At 61.6% G+C, this 17,609-nt stretch carries 18 protein-coding genes and 1 pseudogene; 7 read left to right on the forward strand and 12 right to left on the reverse strand.

Annotated features, from left to right (window positions below):
- Positions 1-89: 89 nt before the first annotated feature.
- The 4 genes from EHW12_RS26280 to EHW12_RS26295 are packed head-to-tail and all read right to left on the reverse strand — an operon-like array spanning position 90 to position 3,055.
- The gene (locus tag EHW12_RS26280; RefSeq protein ID WP_030536534.1) at positions 90-527 is read right to left on the reverse strand and encodes an SRPBCC family protein; all 438 of its coding nucleotides are present in this window, start codon (positions 525-527) and stop codon (positions 90-92) included.
- Positions 528-537: 10 nt separating this feature from the next.
- The gene (locus EHW12_RS26285; protein ID WP_030536533.1) at positions 538-1,077 is read right to left on the reverse strand and encodes a LiaF domain-containing protein; all 540 of its coding nucleotides are present in this window, start codon (positions 1,075-1,077) and stop codon (positions 538-540) included.
- A 46-nt stretch (positions 1,078-1,123) separates the two neighbouring features.
- The gene (locus EHW12_RS26290; RefSeq protein ID WP_003940404.1) at positions 1,124-1,654 is read right to left on the reverse strand and encodes a gluconokinase; all 531 of its coding nucleotides are present in this window, start codon (positions 1,652-1,654) and stop codon (positions 1,124-1,126) included.
- A gap of 12 nt (positions 1,655-1,666) precedes the next feature.
- A complete protein-coding gene (locus EHW12_RS26295) occupies positions 1,667-3,055 on the reverse strand; it encodes a gluconate:H+ symporter (protein WP_003939838.1) in 1,389 nt (462 codons plus the stop codon).
- 133 nt (positions 3,056-3,188) lie between these two features.
- On the opposite strand from EHW12_RS26295, the gene EHW12_RS26300 reads away from it, so the two are divergent.
- Both EHW12_RS26300 and EHW12_RS26305 read left to right on the forward strand, forming a co-directional pair.
- Positions 3,189-3,917 carry an FCD domain-containing protein gene (locus EHW12_RS26300; RefSeq protein ID WP_030536531.1) on the forward strand — a complete coding sequence of 243 codons (729 nt, stop codon included), beginning with the start codon at positions 3,189-3,191 and terminating at the stop codon, positions 3,915-3,917.
- A 97-nt stretch (positions 3,918-4,014) separates the two neighbouring features.
- Positions 4,015-5,022, forward strand: a complete 1,008-nt coding sequence (locus EHW12_RS26305) for an NAD(P)H-dependent glycerol-3-phosphate dehydrogenase (RefSeq protein ID WP_003940093.1) — start codon at positions 4,015-4,017, stop codon at positions 5,020-5,022.
- A gap of 54 nt (positions 5,023-5,076) precedes the next feature.
- On the opposite strand, the gene EHW12_RS26310 is transcribed toward EHW12_RS26305, so the two are convergent.
- The 4 genes from EHW12_RS26310 to EHW12_RS26325 form a co-directional block, all read right to left on the reverse strand.
- Positions 5,077-5,913: an NAD(P)-dependent oxidoreductase gene (locus tag EHW12_RS26310; protein WP_125052101.1), complete on the reverse strand. Its 837-nt coding sequence runs from the start codon at positions 5,911-5,913 to the stop codon at positions 5,077-5,079.
- A gap of 173 nt (positions 5,914-6,086) precedes the next feature.
- Positions 6,087-6,806 (reverse strand): M50 family metallopeptidase, encoded by a 720-nt coding sequence (locus tag EHW12_RS26315; RefSeq protein ID WP_003940327.1) that lies wholly within the window; start codon positions 6,804-6,806, stop codon positions 6,087-6,089.
- Positions 6,803-7,990, reverse strand: a complete 1,188-nt coding sequence (locus tag EHW12_RS26320) for an ATP-binding protein (RefSeq protein ID WP_063315718.1) — start codon at positions 7,988-7,990, stop codon at positions 6,803-6,805. Before EHW12_RS26320 ends, EHW12_RS26315 begins: the two co-directional genes overlap by 4 nt.
- Before the next feature lie 119 nt (positions 7,991-8,109).
- Positions 8,110-9,171 (reverse strand): FAD-binding oxidoreductase, encoded by a 1,062-nt coding sequence (locus tag EHW12_RS26325; protein WP_125052103.1) that lies wholly within the window; start codon positions 9,169-9,171, stop codon positions 8,110-8,112.
- Between the two features lie 114 nt (positions 9,172-9,285).
- On the opposite strand from EHW12_RS26325, the gene EHW12_RS26330 reads away from it, so the two are divergent.
- Entirely contained in the window at positions 9,286-10,140 is an 855-nt protein-coding gene (locus tag EHW12_RS26330; protein ID WP_125052105.1) for a hypothetical protein, read from the forward strand.
- Between the two features lie 76 nt (positions 10,141-10,216).
- Here the strand turns inward: EHW12_RS26330 and EHW12_RS26335 are convergent, their stop codons facing one another.
- From EHW12_RS26335 to EHW12_RS26345, 3 genes are read right to left on the reverse strand one after another with little or no spacing between them, the layout of a single operon-like run.
- Positions 10,217-10,657, reverse strand: a complete 441-nt coding sequence (locus EHW12_RS26335; RefSeq protein WP_058037951.1) for a MaoC/PaaZ C-terminal domain-containing protein — start codon at positions 10,655-10,657, stop codon at positions 10,217-10,219.
- On the reverse strand, positions 10,654-11,103 hold the full coding sequence (locus EHW12_RS26340; RefSeq protein WP_019745537.1) for a MaoC family dehydratase N-terminal domain-containing protein: 450 nt from the start codon (positions 11,101-11,103) through the stop codon (positions 10,654-10,656). The genes EHW12_RS26335 and EHW12_RS26340 overlap by 4 nt, the downstream gene beginning before the upstream one ends.
- A gap of 9 nt (positions 11,104-11,112) precedes the next feature.
- Entirely contained in the window at positions 11,113-11,757 is a 645-nt protein-coding gene (locus EHW12_RS26345) for a TetR/AcrR family transcriptional regulator (protein ID WP_003939902.1), read from the reverse strand.
- 112 nt (positions 11,758-11,869) lie between these two features.
- Here EHW12_RS26345 and EHW12_RS26350 point away from each other — a divergent pair, with 112 nt between their 5' ends.
- Together EHW12_RS26350 and EHW12_RS26355 are read left to right on the forward strand one after the other, a co-directional pair.
- A complete protein-coding gene (locus EHW12_RS26350) occupies positions 11,870-12,751 on the forward strand; it encodes an alpha/beta fold hydrolase (protein WP_125052107.1) in 882 nt (293 codons plus the stop codon).
- Positions 12,752-13,065: 314 nt separating this feature from the next.
- A complete protein-coding gene (locus EHW12_RS26355; protein WP_125052109.1) occupies positions 13,066-13,269 on the forward strand; it encodes a hypothetical protein in 204 nt (67 codons plus the stop codon).
- 387 nt (positions 13,270-13,656) lie between these two features.
- Here EHW12_RS26355 and EHW12_RS26360 read toward each other — a convergent pair whose 3' ends face one another.
- Positions 13,657-14,664, reverse strand: coding sequence for an IS481 family transposase (locus EHW12_RS26360; RefSeq protein WP_125050221.1), 1,008 nt, complete (start codon positions 14,662-14,664; stop codon positions 13,657-13,659).
- 976 nt (positions 14,665-15,640) lie between these two features.
- Between EHW12_RS26360 and EHW12_RS35470 the strand changes: the two genes are divergently transcribed.
- On the forward strand, positions 15,641-16,258 hold the full coding sequence (locus EHW12_RS35470; RefSeq protein WP_241199050.1) for a hypothetical protein: 618 nt from the start codon (positions 15,641-15,643) through the stop codon (positions 16,256-16,258).
- Between the two features lie 12 nt (positions 16,259-16,270).
- Positions 16,271-17,596 (forward strand): annotated as a pseudogene (locus EHW12_RS35475) (AarF/UbiB family protein); the annotation flags it as partial.
- Between the last annotated feature and the right edge of the window lie 13 nt (positions 17,597-17,609).

A 17,609-nucleotide genomic window follows, 5' to 3' on the forward strand; every position in this document is an offset into this window, starting at 1 on the left:
CTGCTGATGTGAACGATAACTGACGCTGCGTCAAAATGACACGACGGGTATGGATCAATTGCTCGAGCGTGTGCAAGTTCTGGTCGCGATCACGGCCGGGAGAGATATGCGCACAGTCCGCGGTGCCCTCCACGCATCATCGCTTCATGATTCCACTCGAACAGCGGCTTCGCGACCTTCGCGGCCAGACCAAGCGCTCCGGACACCGCTACCTGTTGCCGAAATTCGGCTGTGCAACCAGATCCAGCGGGGCGCACCGCCCAGCTACTCCACCCGGTCATTGCGCCGGTGAGACGCACTTTCAGAAAGCGGTCAACTGAGTCTTCCACCTCGCGTCGCCCGAAGACCAGCAGCGTCAGAGGGACAGCGCTGCGGATGGACATGGAGCCTGAATGCTCGTCGATCGTCCAGACTCGGCGTATCTGAGGCCACCACTGCGAATACCGTTCGGCATCCGCGAGAACCTCGTAGACGCGGTCAGCAGAGGCAGGAAGCGTCCAGACGCTGTGGAAGTCGAAGTCGGTCACGGCGTCCGAGCTAGCCGGTACGCACGGTGAGATCGCCGAACAACGAATACGCGACGACACGAATAACCGGTGCACCTGGGCCGGGATCCTGTCGACCCCCGTCGAATTCCCGATCTCCGAAAAGGTCGAAGCCACCCAACTCGACTGAAACACCCTCCGGAACCCGCAGCCTCGTGTCCCCGAAGATCGACACGATGGTGATCGTCGAGGAGGACGCTGTGATGGTTGCCGATCGCAGATCGAACTTGACGTCCCCGAACAACAGCAGAGCGAGTGTCTTTTTCGCCAAAGACCAACGGCCGGAGCGCTTCGTGTCACCGAAGACACCGACGATCGTTGCTTGCGGCGGCGACACCACAGCAGGTGGTGCCGCACTGAACGGCACGATCTGCTCGAGCTGCCCTCGATCTGCGGTGGGCGACCACACCACTGCCGCCTTGTCCGAGTACTCCTCGAGGGTCAAACGCCCCTCACCCACCGCGACTTCCAGACGCGCTTGGGCATCGACACGCAATTGATCGACGTCGTGGCCTTCTTCAGCAGCAGTCACCCAAGCACCGTAACCCGAACCTCGGGTGCTTACACGCCGGGCTTGCTCAGTATTCGAATGTCTCCACGCGTCGCAGGATCTCCTCCGCGATCTTGGCGGGACTCCCGCCCACGTCGACGACGATGGCCTGTTCGTCCGGGTCGACGGCCTCGAGTGTCGAGATCTGGGAGTCGAGCAGCGAGGCGGGCATGTAGTGATCGAGGCGAGCGGTCAATCGCTGGCCGATCTGATCCCGCGAACCGGCGAGGTGCACGAACACGACGTGCTCACCGCGAAGCACGTCGCGGTAGCTGCGCTTGAGTGCCGAACACGTGACGATGCCCGGCTGACCGGCGTCGGTATGGCTCTTGATCCAGACGGCGATCTTGTCGAGCCAGGGCCAGCGGTCTTCGTCGTTCAACGGATGCCCGGTCGCCATCTTGTCGATGTTCGCCTGCGGGTGGAGATCGTCGCCTTCTTGAAGGTCCCAACCCATCGCTCCGGCGAGCATGCCGCCGACCGTCGACTTTCCCGAACCCGAGACACCCATCAGGACGAGCACGGGATACTGCTTCTGCTGTGCCGCTTCGCTGTTCATGTGCTCGCCTACCTAGATGAATGCGCTCAACACGAGCACTCCGGCCAGGCCCGATACCGAGATGATGCATTCCATCACGGTCCAGGTCTTGAGGTTCTGTACCACGCTGACGCCCAGATACTCCTTCACCAACCAGAATCCGGCGTCGTTGACGTGCGAGAGGAAGAGCGAGCCCGCACCGATCGCCAAGACCATCAGCGAGACATGTGCGGACGAGAGGTCTGCCGCAACCGGAGCGAGGATGCCCGACGCCGTCACCGTTGCCACCGTTGCCGAACCCGTTGCGACGCGGATCAATACCGCTACCAGCCAGGCCAGGAACAGCACGGGGAGGCTGCTGCCCTTGATCGCGTCGGCGATCACTCCGGCGATACCGGTGTCGATCAGGACCTGCTTGAAACCGCCACCGGCGCCGACGATCAACAAGATGCCTGCGATGGGAGGTAGGGAACTCTCGAGTGACTTCGAGATGGCCTTGCGGTCCATTCCGCCGCCGCGACCCAACAGCACCATTCCAACCAGAACCGCGAGACCCAAAGCCACAACGGGTGTTCCGAGGAAGTCGAGGACGGACTTGGGTAGTGCCTCGGAATCGGGTGCGATCACGTCTGCAAATGCCTTGCCCAGCATGAGAACAACCGGCAGGAGGATCGCTGCGAGAGTAGCCGCGAACGAGGGACGCTGCTTCTTCTCTTCCTCGCCTCGATCTTCGCCTGTGACAAAAAGATCCGGGACCTTCACGTCGACCCACCGCGCGGCGTACTTACTGAAGACCGGTCCGGCGAGAACAACAGTGGGGATCGCGACGAGGACACCGAGCGCGAGGGTGAGGCCGAGGTTTGCGTTCAAAGCCGAGACTGCAACCAGCGGCCCTGGGTGCGGGGGAACCAACCCGTGCATGGCCGAGAGGCCGGCGAGGGTGGGGATCGCGATGCGCATCAGGGACAAGCCGGAACGCCGCGCGACGAGGATGATGACCGGCATCAACAGGACGAGACCGATTTCGAAGAACATCGGCAGACCGATCACTGCGCCGACCAGAGCCATGGTCCACGGAAGCGCCTTGGTGCTGGAGCGGCCGACCAGCGTGTCGACCACTCGGTCGGCACCGCCGGAATCGGCGAGGAGTTTGCCGAACATCGCGCCGAAACCGATCAGGATTCCGACGCTTCCCATGGTCGACCCGAAGCCGGTGGCGAACGCCGCGACCGACTCGGCCGATCCGAGGCCGGCCGCCAGACCGACACCAACCGCACCGATGGACAGTGCGAGGAAGGGGTGCAGGTCGAGCCAGGTGATCAGCGCGATGATAACCGCGACGCCGGCGACTGCAGCGATGATCAATCGTGCGTCGCTACCAGCGGGGACGACCTCGGCCGCCAGCAATGCTGTGGTGTTCATAGGGACTCCCAGTCCGATGAGTGATTGAGGTCACTGTTCCTTAATTAACCTACAATTTCAAGAGCAGACACTAATTTGTAGTATTTATTCGGCTTCCACCGGGCTTACTCCATACGCATGGGACGATCTACGTATGCCTTCTGTCCCGTTTCAGCAGTTACACGACTCGATGCTGGAACAGCTCGGCCAAGACATAGTCGGTGGTGTGCTCGCTCCGGGTACCACGATCTCCGCCGACGAGGTGGCAACGCGCTACGACGTGTCGCGAACCGTCATCCGCGAAGTTGTCCGCGTTCTCGAATCCCTCGGACTTGCCTCGGTTCGTCGACGCGTCGGAATCACCATCCTGGGCTCCGAACACTGGAACTCGCTCGACCCCAATGTCATCCGCTGGCAACTGGCCGGTCCTGATCGGTTCGAGCAGCTGTCTATCCTCAGCGAACTCCGTTCCGGCATCGAACCTCTGGCTGCGCGACTCGCCGCAACTCGCGCCACACCTGAGCAGTGCGGCGCTCTCACTGCAGCCGTCATCGGCATGTCAGCTACCTCTCGCGCTGCCGATACCGGCGCCTATCTCGGCCATGACTCCGACTTCCACCGCACCCTGCTCGCCGCCTCCGGTAACCCGATGCTGCGGGCGATGTCGCAGATCGTCGTCGAGATACTCGAAGGCCGCACCCGCCACTCGTTGATGCCCCACGAGGCCGACCCCGAAGCGATTCACCTGCACGGAGTGGTCGCATCTGCTATTCAGGCCGGGGACGCCGACGCCGCGGAAGCCGCCATGCGCTCGATCGTCGCGGAATCCGCAGAAGCGGTCGAAACAATGCGCGAAAGCCCCGAACCGCCGCCTCATCTGTAAGTCGAGCCACAGACTCGGCGGAATTGGCCCGCAACTGCTCCGCAAGTGGAACGCTTGGCGCCATGACAGCACTCGCTACCCAGAACAGCGCACTCTGATGGCCCGCCCGGTACGCGTCGTCGTCCTCGGTGCCGGATCGTGGGGAACCACGGTGGCCGGCCTCGCTGCCCGCAACACCCCGACCCTGTTGTGGGCACGCAATTCCGAAGCAGCCGACGAGATCAATTCGCAACGGACCAACTCCAAATACCTTGGTGAGCGCAAACTTCCCAAGGGGCTCAAGGCAACCTCGGATCTGGTCGAAGCCGCCCGAGAAGCGGACGTACTCGTGTGCGGGGTGCCATCGCACGCCGTTCGCTCCACCCTCGCCGAGATCGCCAACGAGGTTCGGGCGTGGGTCCCGGTGTTGTCACTGTCCAAGGGCCTCGAGCCCGGCACCCGGCAGCGTCCCACCGAAGTGATCGCCGAGTGCCTGCCCGGCCATCCCGTCGGATTGCTCGCGGGCCCCAACATCGCCAAAGAGATCGTCGACGGCATGGCCGCGGCATCGGTCGTGGCGACCCAGGACGATCGCGTCGCCGCCGCGCTGCAACCCCTGTTCGCGTCGTCGGTCTTCCGCGTCTACCGCAACACCGACGTGCTCGGCTGCGAACTCGGCGGCATCCTCAAGAACATCGTTGCCATCGCCTCGGGCATGGCCGACGGCCTGGGAGTCGGTGACAACACTCGTGCGATGGTGCTCGCACGCGGCCTCGCCGAGATGACTCGACTCGGTGAAGCGATGGGCGCCAACCCGCGCACCTTTGCCGGCTTGACGGGCGTCGGCGATCTGATTGCCACCTGCATGGCTCCGACTTCTCGCAATCGTCGCGTCGGCGAAGCTCTGGCGCAGGGATTGACCGTCGAGGAGGCGGTCGCCAAGCTCGGCCAGGTTGCCGAGGGCGTGAAGACTGCCCCCACCGTCATGGATCTGGCCCGTGAATACGGTGTCGACATGCCGATTGCCGCGGAGGTCGAGGCCGTCATCGGCGGTCGCCAAAGTGCCAGCGACGCATATCGCGGACTTCAGAAGGTTGCCCCGGGCGGCGAGCACGAAGTGGCGTGAGGAAGATCTACAGGTATCTAGCGATTTGGCTAGATACCTGTAGATCGCCCGAGATCACGAAATTGGAGCGTCGACGAAGATGTCGATCGCCAACGGTGACTGACCGCCGTACTGCGAGAAATCCGAGATCCCCGCCTCGCGCAAGATCTCGACGTCGAGCACCGTACGACCGGTATCCGTGCCGGCGGGACGCCCGAGAATCTCGACAGCCGCATCGGCCATGATCTCGGGTGAACGCGAGTGATCGATACTGTCGTCTCCCCCGAGCAGGTTTCCGACGGCGGCCGTGGCGATCATGGTCTCCGGCCACAGGCAATTACTCGAAATCGGTGCACCTGAATACTCTGCGGCGATGCCCAAGGCCGCCAATGTCATTCCGTATTTGGCCAGCATGTAGCCCGGATGAGCACCCAACCAGTGCGGCGAAAAGTTGAGCGGTGGCGACAGCGTCAATACGTGCGCGTTGGCCGAAACCCGAAGGTACGGAAGGCACGCGCGGGTGAGCGCGAAGGTGCCACGGACGTTGACCTGCTGCATCAGATCGAATCGCTTCATCGCGAGATCTTCGGTTTTCGAGATGTCGAGGACGCTCGCGTTGTTGACCACGATGTCGATGCCACCGAAGTGCTCTACCGCTGCAGCCACGGCCCGCGCGATGTCGTCGTCGTTCCTCACGTCGCCGACGACCGGAACGGCATGACCCTCGAGCTCGTTCAACTCGTCCACAGCCGTGTGGATAGTTCCGGGCAGCCTGGGATCCGGCGTATCGGTCTTGGCGAGCAACACGATGTTTCCGCCGCGGCGCGCTATCGCACGGGCGATGGCAAGTCCGATGCCACGGCTTCCCCCGGACATGATCGCGGTTCGCCCGCGGAAGTTCTTGTAGTCCAAAACGAATCCTTGTCATCGTCGACGGTCTTCGTCGTTGCGGGTGTGGCCGTGTGAAGTCCCCACACGACCACTCGTCGACTTCCACGATATGAGCGCCTTCATGCGATGACTACGTCCGCAGAGCATCAACAATCGTTGGTCCGTTGTCCTGACGGGACAACGGATCAATCCGGTCAGCCACCCACCGGGCGCAGAATCCACCATCCGCCGAGCACGAGCACCGCGACGTTCACGAGCAGGAACAACCCGACCCAGACGATCGCGGGTATCGGTGAGAGCCTGGCCAATTGGTCGGCGTCCGAGTCCGGTGCCCCGCCTCGTCGCATTCGCTGCCGTTGAAGTTCCACGACCGGGCGTGGTCCGGCAAAGAGGAGGAAGAGCGTCAGGAAGTACGCTGCGGCCACTTGCTGCTCCTGGGTCCCCCACCAGACGAGCCCGAACAACACGGCTCCCACGACTGCAAGTGAGAAGACTCCGTAGAGGTTTCGGATCAGGACCATCATCACCGCAATGACGAATACGCCGATCCACAGCACCGAGACCGCACGCTGCGCGCCCAACAACCCGGCCGCGCCGAGTCCGAGAATCGACGGACCGACGTAACCCGCGAACGTCATCAGAATGACGCCGAAGCCGGTCGGTTTGCCCGACGAAATAGCAACACCCGACGTATCCGAATGCAGGCGAAGACCTTTCAACCGTCGACCGACCAGGACTGCGACGATCAGATGAGCGCCCTCGTGTGCGATGGTGACGACGTTGCGGGCGATCCGCCACAGGTGCGGTTCGAGAACGATGATCACGGCGATCAACGCGGCCAGTTGAACCACCCAGGCCGGCGGATTGGGACTGAGCGCCGCCACCCGATCCCACGCGGTTTCGAGCGCGTTCACTCCGCTTGTCCGCGCAGGTATCGGCCGAAGTGCGGGACCGTGAATCCGATGGATCCACGTTCTGCCGAATAGATCAGTCCCTTCTTGATCAGTCCATCGCGTGCCGGCGACAGGGAAGCCGGTTTGCGCCCCAACTCGACGGCGATCTTCGCGGTTGCGACGGGTCCGTCGTCACCGGCGAGATCGGCCATGGCGCGCATGTACTCACGCTCCGCGGGCGTTGCTCGCTCGTATCGCGATCCGAAGAAACCGACAGCGAGTTCTTCCTCAGCCGTCGGCGCGCCGACGCGCACGTCTTCTGCCGTGATAGGACTCGACGCCGCCACATCCCACGTGGCTTTTCCGTAGGCCTGAACGAAGTACGGGTACCCGTCAGCCGCTTCGTACAGAGCGTCGAGCGCGGATTCGGTGAACTCGACGTCCTCACGCTCGGCAGGTGCAATCAGTGCCTGATCTGCAGCTTCACGCTCGAGGCGGTCGATCCGGTGGTAGCTGAACAGGCGCTCCGAGTAGCTTTTCGACGCCGACAGCACAGCAGGTAGATGTGGAAGCCCCGCACCGACGACGATCAGCGGTGCCGCGTCCTGACTCAACTCGTGGCAGGCCCCGCAGATCGCCGAGACATCCGCGGCACCGAGGTCCTGCATCTCGTCGATGAAGATTGCGATCCCGACGCCGACATCCCTGGCCAGCGCCGACGCGTCGAGCAGCAACTCGACCAGGTCGATCTCGATGTCGCCGCTGTCCGCGCGACCTTTGATCGCAGGTGCGTCGATGCCTGGTTGCCAGCGCTCGCGCATTCCCTTGTCCGCAGTGGCGCGTAGGGCAAACGATTTGAGGACTCCGAGGAACTGCTCGACCCGCTCCGGATCGCGATGGGAGACCGCGATCTCTCGGACTGCCATGTGGAGCGCTGACGAGAGTGGGCGTCGTAAATCCTGATCGGGGCGCGCCTCGATCTTGCCTGTCCCCCAGCTTCGGGAGATCGCGGCCGAACGCAACTGATTGAGCAGGACGGTCTTGCCGACGCCACGCAATCCGGTGAGGACAACACTTCGTTCCGGGCGGCCACGCGCAATTCGCTCGAGAACGACGTCGAAGGCGTCGATCTGCTTGTCGCGCCCGGCGAGTTCCGGCGGGCGTTGACCGGCACCGGGGGCATACGGATTGCGCACGGGGTCCATGCCCATCGACGGTACAAGCCGAGTAGACGAATATCCCGCTCTCTAGCGCGTGTCCTAGAGAGAACTAGGAACCGCAATATCGGCTCGAACCTTGTCGAACCGGGCTCCGGCGTCGTCGTCTAACCGTCCAGGGTTGACGCTCGGGCGAAGTCCCCGGCCACGTGGGCTCCAATTGCTCCGGACAGAATGATCGCCGGATGCGTCGCGGCCAGATAGAGCCCCGACACGCCTTCGGCGAAGCCCAGCAGCGGGCGGCCACCACGCGGGATGGGACGGTCAGCGACTTCCGCCTCGATCAGTTCCACTTGGTCACCGTCCTCGAGCTGACTGCGGATCGCGTGCAGCGTCGGCCCCGCAAGCTCACGAGCATCTCCGGAGAACCCGACCGGAACATTTTCAGCCGCAATCAGTGTCGTGTCGTCCAATTGCCGGATCTCGAAATCCGGAGAGGAGAGTATTCCGTTCACCAATGGGTAGGGCGTCGAGAATCTGATGAGGCAACACGGGGAGGCGTCGACCTCGACGTCCACTCCCGCCGACGCCGCGAGTCCAGGAATCGCGGTACCCGCAGCGAGCACGGTGGCCGATCCGTAGACGGGACCGTCGGCAGTCATTACTCCGCACACTCTCATGCCCTCCGCGAGCACCCCGAGCGCACTGACATCGGAATACACTGTGGCACCGTACTCTTCGGCACCTCGCAGGAGCGATCGAGCGAACGCAACCGGGTCAACGCCACCGTCATCAGGCGCGTACGCTGCGACCGAGGGGGCCGTCCGCAATCCCGGCTCACGAGCAAGGATTTCCTCTTTACCGATGAGGTCGACGGGATGGCCGAGTGCTCGATGAGCATCTACGAACGCTCGAGTCTCCGCTTCCGTCTCTTCCCAGGTGATCGCGCCTCTGCGGCGCAAACCGATTGGCTCGACGAGTTCGCGCTCCAGGCGGTCGATTTCGACTGCAGCGCCTTGCCGGAACGGATCTGAGTAAGTTTCTGCGGCACTCTTCGAGAGGCCGACCCAGGCAAAGGAGTTGCCGGTCACCCCTCCCGCCACCGAGCCGTGCTCCAGCACGGTGACTCGGAGACCAACGCGCGCCAGGTGATACGCGATCGACGCGCCGACGACGCCGGCACCAATCACCAGGATCGGACTGTCGTTTCGACCATTCGGATGCGTCACCAGTGGACCATATCTGCGAGCCGCAACGTGGATCCACTCAATTTGGATGCGAGGACTTCGGCGGTAAACGGAGGACTAAGCCTCGGCGCACATCGGGACCGATACGGTGTGCTCATGCTCTGGCGTTGGTTCGCAGTCGTGATCGTCATCCTCGCTGTTGCCGGCATTTGGCACGTGACCATCCCCGACCGTCCTGTTGCCGCAATAGTCGACGCCGATACGCTGGGGTGCGCGACCCCGTATCCGATCGGCCCGCTCCAGACGACACCAACTGCGACAGTTCCAGACGATTTCGTACCCGTCGCCGCCGTCACGTGCGACCCGTTTGTCAGCGACAACGTGGCAGCCGACCGAACCGTCAGCTTCTCTGCTCACCGTTGGGAGGGCGATTTCAGTCGGGCGGTGGAAATGCTGAACCGCTCGTCCGCGCACAAGACTTGGTTCCCCGAAGGCTGCGGTGACAACTACAGCCTGGCTGTCCTGGAGCAATTCTGGTTGGTCGACGATCGAGGCCGAGCAACTCGGCCGGGGTATCCCTCCGATTCGTGTGGACTACCGAAACCCGGTGGCCTGGCCGCCATCAAGGAACTGACACCGGTCGGCAGTACCGAACACCGAATAGCGTTGTCCGACGATCAGATCTACGAACTGTCGCATTGCAGGCCGACCTACCGACCAGCCACGACAGGTACAACGGCGCTGACATCGCTGTCGGCGGGCAGCGTTTTCTGCCGATTCTCCTCCACCGAATTCGTAGGCACATCGTCTACGACGGAAACCTTCGACGGACTTCCACCCGCTCCCGACTGTGACGCGGTGGCCACCGAGGTGGCGTCGACGATCTACGTGGACCGTCCCACGAACGAGGAACGATTACTCACCGTCGAGATCGACGGCTGTCGGCGCGTCATCGCCGACGGATACGCACCGATGCAAGCGTCGGACGAGCTGTTGGTGTCTTTCCGGTAGTGCTGCGCCACAATGCAGTTGATCTCCCGCCCGGATGCGTAGGTCCCGATGTGACCAGTGACAGCCCGCAATCCTGTCAGGCGCCCGGGAACTGAAGGTGCGCTTGGGTCTTTCCCAGAACCGTCTGGCCCTTGTGCGTGACTGTGACATCGATCCGCGTTGTCCGCATCGTGGCGTCGATTCGCGCGATCTTCGCAGTGATGGAGAGATCAGCACCATCGACGGCATCGACTACGACGGGCCGAGTAAAGCGAGTTTCATACGAGATCACACCGCTCGGGTCACCAACCCAGTCGACGATAGCCTGCAAAGCAATTCCGGCAGTGAGCATTCCGTGCGCCAGAACTCCCGGTAGCCCAGCCGCAGTAGCGATTGCGTCGTTGAAATGGATCGGGTTCATGTCGCCGGAGGCACCGGCGTAGCGAACTAGGTCATCACGAGTGAGGACCAGATCAACCTTCGCGACGATGTCACCGAGGACGAGGTTTTCGAAAACCGGCACGACGGGTACGGTCATGCGCCTTCTCCTCGCGCCAGCAGCGTCGAGGTGACCGTTGCTACCAAAGCGTCGGTCACGTCGTGGATCTCGGAAACTGTCGACAGGATCGCACTGCCTGCACGCACTGTCACCCCTGTAATCGTCAGTGTCGTAGACAGGTCATCGCCGGCGACTATCGGACGCTGATGCTCGATCTTCTCGGAAGTATGGACCACACGAGTCGGATCGAGCCCGGTATCCGGCGTGCGCAGCAGTGCCATGATCGCTCGTTGCTGGACAACGGTTGTGAATGTTGTCGGTGCGATGACATCGACGAACCCGGCCTCCCTGGCGACACCGACATCATGGTGCAAGGGATTGCTCGAACGCACCGCCAGAGCGAACTCGCGAATCTTCTCGCGCCCGACAAGGTACGAAGATGAGGGAAACACCCGGCCGGCGAGCGCTGGGTTCACAGGAGACATCCCGGAATACTAACGGCGGCCGACTTCGGGTTGATTCGTGGCCTGAGGTCTCGTCGGCCCGAGAATGCGATCGAGGAGACGCTCAACCAACTGGACCGCCAATTCTGCTGTGGCGTAGCCGGGAAGCATCCCCTGGGCGAGCCCGGCGACAGCCGCCAGAATGAGCTCGGCGTCGAGGTCGGGATCCATTGACGGCGCAACCGCGTCCCGATTGGTCACTCGTTGAAGCTGGCCGGAAATGAGCGCTGTCAACTCTCTTGGGGCAGTGAGGGTTTCCTCGGCGGCGATTCCTTGTCCGGTCAGTGCGGCAGCGTGGAAGGCGCCGAGAACAATCGCTTCCTCCCGACGTTGTCGATCGAGTGGGAGCATGCCAACAAGGAACGCTGAAATAACCTCGCGGGGTGTCGCTTCCGCGCCAAGAACAGACAACTCCTGCATCAAGCGAGCACCCGCATCCTGACGCACAGCTTGATGCGTCGCGAGAAGGAATTCCCGCTTCGTGCCGAAGTAGTACTGCACGAGTCGCACCGAAATCCCGGCCTCGGCAGCAACGGACTGAAATGTCACCGCCGCGAGCCCACCGTCGACAATTACTCGCCGCACCGCGTCGGTGATCTCCCGTTGCCTCACTTCATGGTCGACCAGTCGCGGCATGAGGCTGTCCTTCCCCTTTCGAATGGATGACTTTGACTCGTTAATGATACGCACGTACCGCATTAGTGATACGATCATACCATCAAAATTGAAAGCAGCGAGAGGGAGGCTCATGCCGAAGATCGGACGATTCAAGAACGAAGCATCAAAGCAGGCGTACGAGAGCATCTACCGAGAACTGGAGAGCACCTGGCCGGTTCCGTCGACACAACTCGACGTGCCGACATCGTTCGGAACCACCCATGTCCGTAGGTCGGGGACCGGCACGGAGACGCCGATCGTCCTGGTGCACTCTCTCGGGGCCAACTGTCTGCAATGGCACATCGTCATCGAGGACCTGTGCCGAGACCGAGTCGTGTACGCACTGGACACGATCGGCACACCAGGCCTCAGTGTCCAGACTTCTCCACTGACCGGGGAGTCCGACTTCGCCACCTGGATCAGCGAGGTATTGAACGAACTCGAGGTCGATCGCGTCCACCTGATCGGCTACTCGCAGGGCGCGTGGCATGCCGTTCTCGTAGCACTTCATTCTCCTGAACGACTGGCGAGTGTGACGCTCATCGAACCGGGTGGAGTCTTCGACAAGCCCTCGTGGCGTGTGCTGCTGAAGATGGTCCGCGCCGGTATGCGCCGCACCGACAAGAATATTCGCAAGCTCAACGATTGGCTGTCCCCCGGGTACGTTCTCGGCGACCTCGAGTTCGCCCTCGCCAAGGAAGCGCTGAACTACCGGCCCGGTATCGGGTGGGCACGAATGCTCAAGGATGCAGAAGTGCAGTCGATTTCGGTTCCCATGCTCGTAATCTCCGGTGCTGAGACGGTGGTCTCCAACCCCGAGCAGGTGGCCGCGAGGTTAGCTGATCTTGTACCTGAAGCCGAAGTGGAGATCTATGCCGGAACCGGCCACGGAATCCTGGGACACATACCCGATCGGGTGATTCCCCGACTCATGAAGTTCGTCCGCAATCATGACGACGCGAAGCGGACGTGATCTCGCGGACCAGCCGCCGACAAGGTGGTGATGAAGCCGGTCAATCAGCTGGCCAAGGCGGTACAACTGACAGAGGAGAACATTCCTCTCCGACCACCGCGGTCAGGTAATGGTGGCCGTTGCCGCCGCCGTTTTGGTCGTGGCGGGAGGTCTGTGGTGGACGAAGACCATCTCCTTCACCGAAACTGCAGTAGTTCAGTTCAGCAGTAATCGAACCGGACTCTACGACGGGTCCCCGCGCGATGCGTCCATCGGCGATCGGGAAGCCTCCAACGGCATGTCTGTTCCTGCTGAAAAACTCGCGCGGATACTCGGTGGCAGTGCCCGACTACGAGTCCGATCTGACGATCACAGATGCGTGCGCACCTGGGCTCGCGGTGACTGCCCGAGGTCGAACCCCCAACGCTGCCCGAGCATTGGCGACCGACGCCGCCGAAGCTCTCTGTTCGATCTTCGAAGAAACCAACGCAATGACTTCCGGAGGGTTCACGTTCACCGTCGATCCACCGGGAAACTGACGCAACTCCAACAAGTCGACGGCCCCAGAAAGCGTTCTGCCGATTAGTCAACACTTACGTCACGTCCAAAGAACTTGGTTATCAACTAGGCTACCTCCACTTCGTTCACGAGTTGGGGAGCATAGTCAGATCAAGCTACCCGTAAACTTCGACTTCACACTTCAGCCAAAGAGTTAATGGAACTATTTTCCAGTTAATTCACTAAGGTTAAACCACGATGGTTGATATCCAGCTGTCGTGCATGCGACGAGCGCATTGGTGTAGGAGGTCATCGCATCAGTCACATCGTTGTCGGGCGTAAATCTTCTATCAGCGGCGTCAGTGAAGTGCTGAGCCTTGCGGTCGGCGTCCTGGATCATTTTGGTAATGGCCAAACGGATATCCGAACTAGCTGTATGAGGCACGGACGTTAGTTACGCGGTGCCGGCGGTAAGCGGCAGGCGGTCGTCCTCCGCGTGCTGAATGCGGTCGGTGATAATTATAGTGAATGTTCCACACCTCGACGGCAGTGCGCCGCTCGGCTTCGCTGATGTATTCGCGGGAGTACAGCAGTTCTTCGGCGAGGATGCGGTTGTAGCGCTCCACTTTCCCATTGTGTTTCGGCGTGTACGGCTTGATCCGGTAGTGCCGCGCTTCCCGCAGTGAAGCAGTGAAATCTGCTGCCCGATAGCATGATCCGTTGTCGGTGATCACGCGCTCGATCCGGGTGATGCCGTGCGCCGCGAAGAAGAGTCGGGCGTTGTTCATGAAATCGATGGCTGTCGCGGCAGTTTCGTTGTCTCTGGCCTCGGTGTACGCCAAACGGGTGTTGCCATCGATCGCGGAATGCAAATAGGTGTAGCCGACGCGGCCCTGCTTGTTCTTCGTTTTCCGACGTTGTGATCGTTTGGCCTGCTCGGAACCTCGCCCGTGGACGCGCCAACCTCCGCCGTCAGGGATGCGGCCGACCTTCTTCACGTCGACGTGCACCATCTGACCAGGCCGTTTCGCGGCGATGACCTGGGGTTTGCGGTTCGTTTCGCCGTTCGGGTCGATGAACCGGCGGCGATTGAGACCAAGATCCCGCAGGAGTTTCGTGACCGTCCGGCGAGCGATGACCGTTCCGTCCATTCGGAGTTCGAACGTGATGCGCGCGGCCGACCATTTCCGGGTCCGGCGCATCGCTTCGATCTCGGCCACGATCTCTGCGGCGGTGGCGGTGGGTTGATGGTTCGGTGCGCTGGATCTGTCTTGTAATCCCAGTTCACCGTATTTGCGGTACCGGTTGACCCACGTGGAGGCGCATTGTCGGGAGATGCCCATTTCGGCGGCGACGTGGGCGATCGGACGAGTGCGGCACCGCTCGATGAGTCGTCGTCTTCCCTCCACAGTCAGCGGAGCATTACGGTGTGTCACAGGGCTGGTCCCTTTGCTGTTGATGGTCTGTTTCGCAACTTCCATCCTGCCGCGAAGGGCCAGCCCGTCTACTTCAATCCAGCGTCAGCAACGTCCATACCCACAACAACTAGCGTCATTGATAGTCTTCGAACCGTCTTCACTTTCGACACTAGTCGCAATCATCGTCAGGTCAGTCAACTGCCGAGCAAGCGTTGTTGCGCTAATCGAGGACGATTCCCCGCGAAGAAGTGCTTTGTAAGTCGAATACACACCTATTCCCCACCGTTCCAGACCTACCTCGCCACCGCATACAATCCGATCGCTTTGTGATTTCTCAGGGAATTCCTCGGAAGTTGAAGTGCTAATATTTTCTACAGCATTCGCGGTCTCGGGAATCGCATTTGTACTCTTATCCGAGCACGCAGTCAGTAACATTCCGACGCAAGAAATAGCTATAAGATGGCGGGGCTTGATCACGGTCATCCTTAGGTGTTACTGTTCGCCAGTTTGGACATTGGCCTGCTCTTATTTCCATAGAACTGCGGCTAGGTCGTACGGTATCGTACATCCGCGGGTCCGGGCGTGAATCACAAAGGGTCGTCCTAACTTCGATGTCTTCACGATTGGACACCGAGCAATGCACCGACACCGCTGAGCGAGGAAAGTCGCTGGTGCGAAAGCTTCGGTATAACTGCGGGCAGATCTGGCGTTCGGCCTCTGCCTCCCAGACAGTCCGGGGAAGTTAACCGAGTGACGATCTTCCGGGCCGCCACGGGCGCGGGTCGTCGAAATCTGCGATAGGTGGTCTCTACCTGAGCACTCACAATCCGGTTGTGGACGGTAGATCAGGACGAGTCGACATCGGAGCGAATGAACACCGAAGTGCCCAAGCATGTTCGACGTTTGGGCACTGTCGGGCTTGTTAACCGTCAGTCGAGGTGGGCTCGGGGTTTTCCTGGATGTATCGCAGATTGCGAACCCGTACGCTATCGCAATGGACTTGATGGTCTGGATCGTCACGACGCCATTTCTTGCAGCAGCACTGGCGGGCGTGATGCGACGAACGCTGGGGACGAGAGTCGGATGGCCGCGAACCCTTGCGGTCGCGGTGATAGCACTCTCGGTGGGGGTTCCACTGTCGGGATACGTCGCAACACTTGCAGGAATTGCCAGCCAGGACGATCAACTTCTGGTGAGCGTAGGAACAGCGCTCATATTCTTCGGAGTTGTCGCGCTCTGGGTGTTCGCAGCATGCCTGGCCGCATTGGTTTTCCTCGAAGTTGTCCTTCCAACAGGGTCCATCCCCGGACCGCCAGAAGCATTGCAGCGCAGCCGCAAATCGTGGCGACGAACCAAGCGATACGTCCAGATCATGGGCATCGTCGTGCGAGCGGGAGGCGGGCCCGCTCTCCGTGCTGGGCCATCAGCGCCTCAGTTCGGGGACGCGCTGGTGGAAGTAATCAACCGGTGCGGTGTCACTTTCGTCAAGCTGGGACAGATCCTCGGCACGCGAGACGACCTCATACCACCCGAGTTGGCTCGCACTCTCTCGTCTCTGCAAAGTTCGGCACGACCGGCTGATCCAGTCCGCATTGCGAAGCTACTGGCATAGGAACTCGGCGACGCACCAGAGTCGGTGTTCGCATGGTTCGATGTGGAGCCGTTCGCCGCCGCCTCTGTCGCACAGGTACATTCCGCGCGCACCGTTGAAGGCGTCGACGTTGTGGTGAAGGTTCAACGCCCCGAGGCGAGCGCACAAGTGAGCGTGGATTGCGATATCTTCCTTCGCGTGTCATCCCGCGCGGAGACCCGTTTTCCCTGGGCACGCGATATCGGCGTTCACCGACTCGCCGGGGGCCTCGTCACGTCACTGCTCGAGGAACTCAACTACCGCACCGAAGCAGCGAATACCGGCGCGATTGCTTCCACCATGTCGAACCGCCCGGATATCGTCGTTCCGCATATCTACCCCAACCTCAGTAGCGGACGGGTGCTCGTGATGGAACGTCTTCACGGCACACCGCTCTCCGACGGTGAGTCGGCGCTCACCGGCCTCGACCGCGACACCCGCAGCAGCATCGCCAACGAACTTCTTGCGTCGTTGCTCGACGGGATCTTTGTCCACGGCGTGTTTCACGCGGACCTGCACCCCGGCAACATCATGATCCTCGATGACGGCCGGGTCGGGCTCCTCGACTTCGGCGCAGTAGGGGTTCTGGACGGCGAGACACGGATCTTGTTCGCCGTGCTCCTCAACGCTGCCCTCGCAGGTGATCCGGTGGCGACAGTCGACGCGATGCTGATGGCATTCGACGTGCCGCCCGAAGTTGATCGCGGAGCACTACGTCACCAGGTGGGCCGAGAGATCACCCTGCTCAGTGTCCAAACCAATGTTTCCATGGCATCGTTCGCGCGAATGTTCACTGTGCTTCGCGAACACCGAATCGGAGTGCCGGGAGACGTCGCCGCCGCTTTCCGTTCGCTCGCGTCCTTGGAGCGCGCCCTGCGGCTCCTGGATCCGCAGATCGACCTCGTCGCTGCTGTTCGGGCCGAAGTACCCCGACTGTTGACCCATGTCGCCAGCCCGACTGCAGCCGCGCAGGCAATCCTGTCGACGACGGCGGTCACAACCGCGGTGGTCCGGCGCCTGCCTGGTCAGCTCGATCAGATCGCGACCTCGATCGCGTCGGGAAGCTTCACACTTCGCACTCGCTCGGTTGCACACCCCGACGACAGGCGATGGCTACGACGGTCGGCGAACAACGCCCTGGGTATGGCGGCGGGAGTGACCGCGCTGATCGTCGCGGCGATCCTGCTGTTCGTACCTGGCGGACCACAACTCACACCTCAGCTGTCGGGCTATGCACTCGCGAGTGCGGTACTGGGCTTCGTCGGCGTCGTTCTGTGCATGCGGACCGTGTTCCGTTTGTTCACACTCGACAACAGGTAACCGAGAACTGATT

Source organism: Rhodococcus sp. NJ-530 (genome assembly GCF_003860625.1).
Classification (GTDB): domain Bacteria; phylum Actinomycetota; class Actinomycetes; order Mycobacteriales; family Mycobacteriaceae; genus Rhodococcus_F; species Rhodococcus_F qingshengii.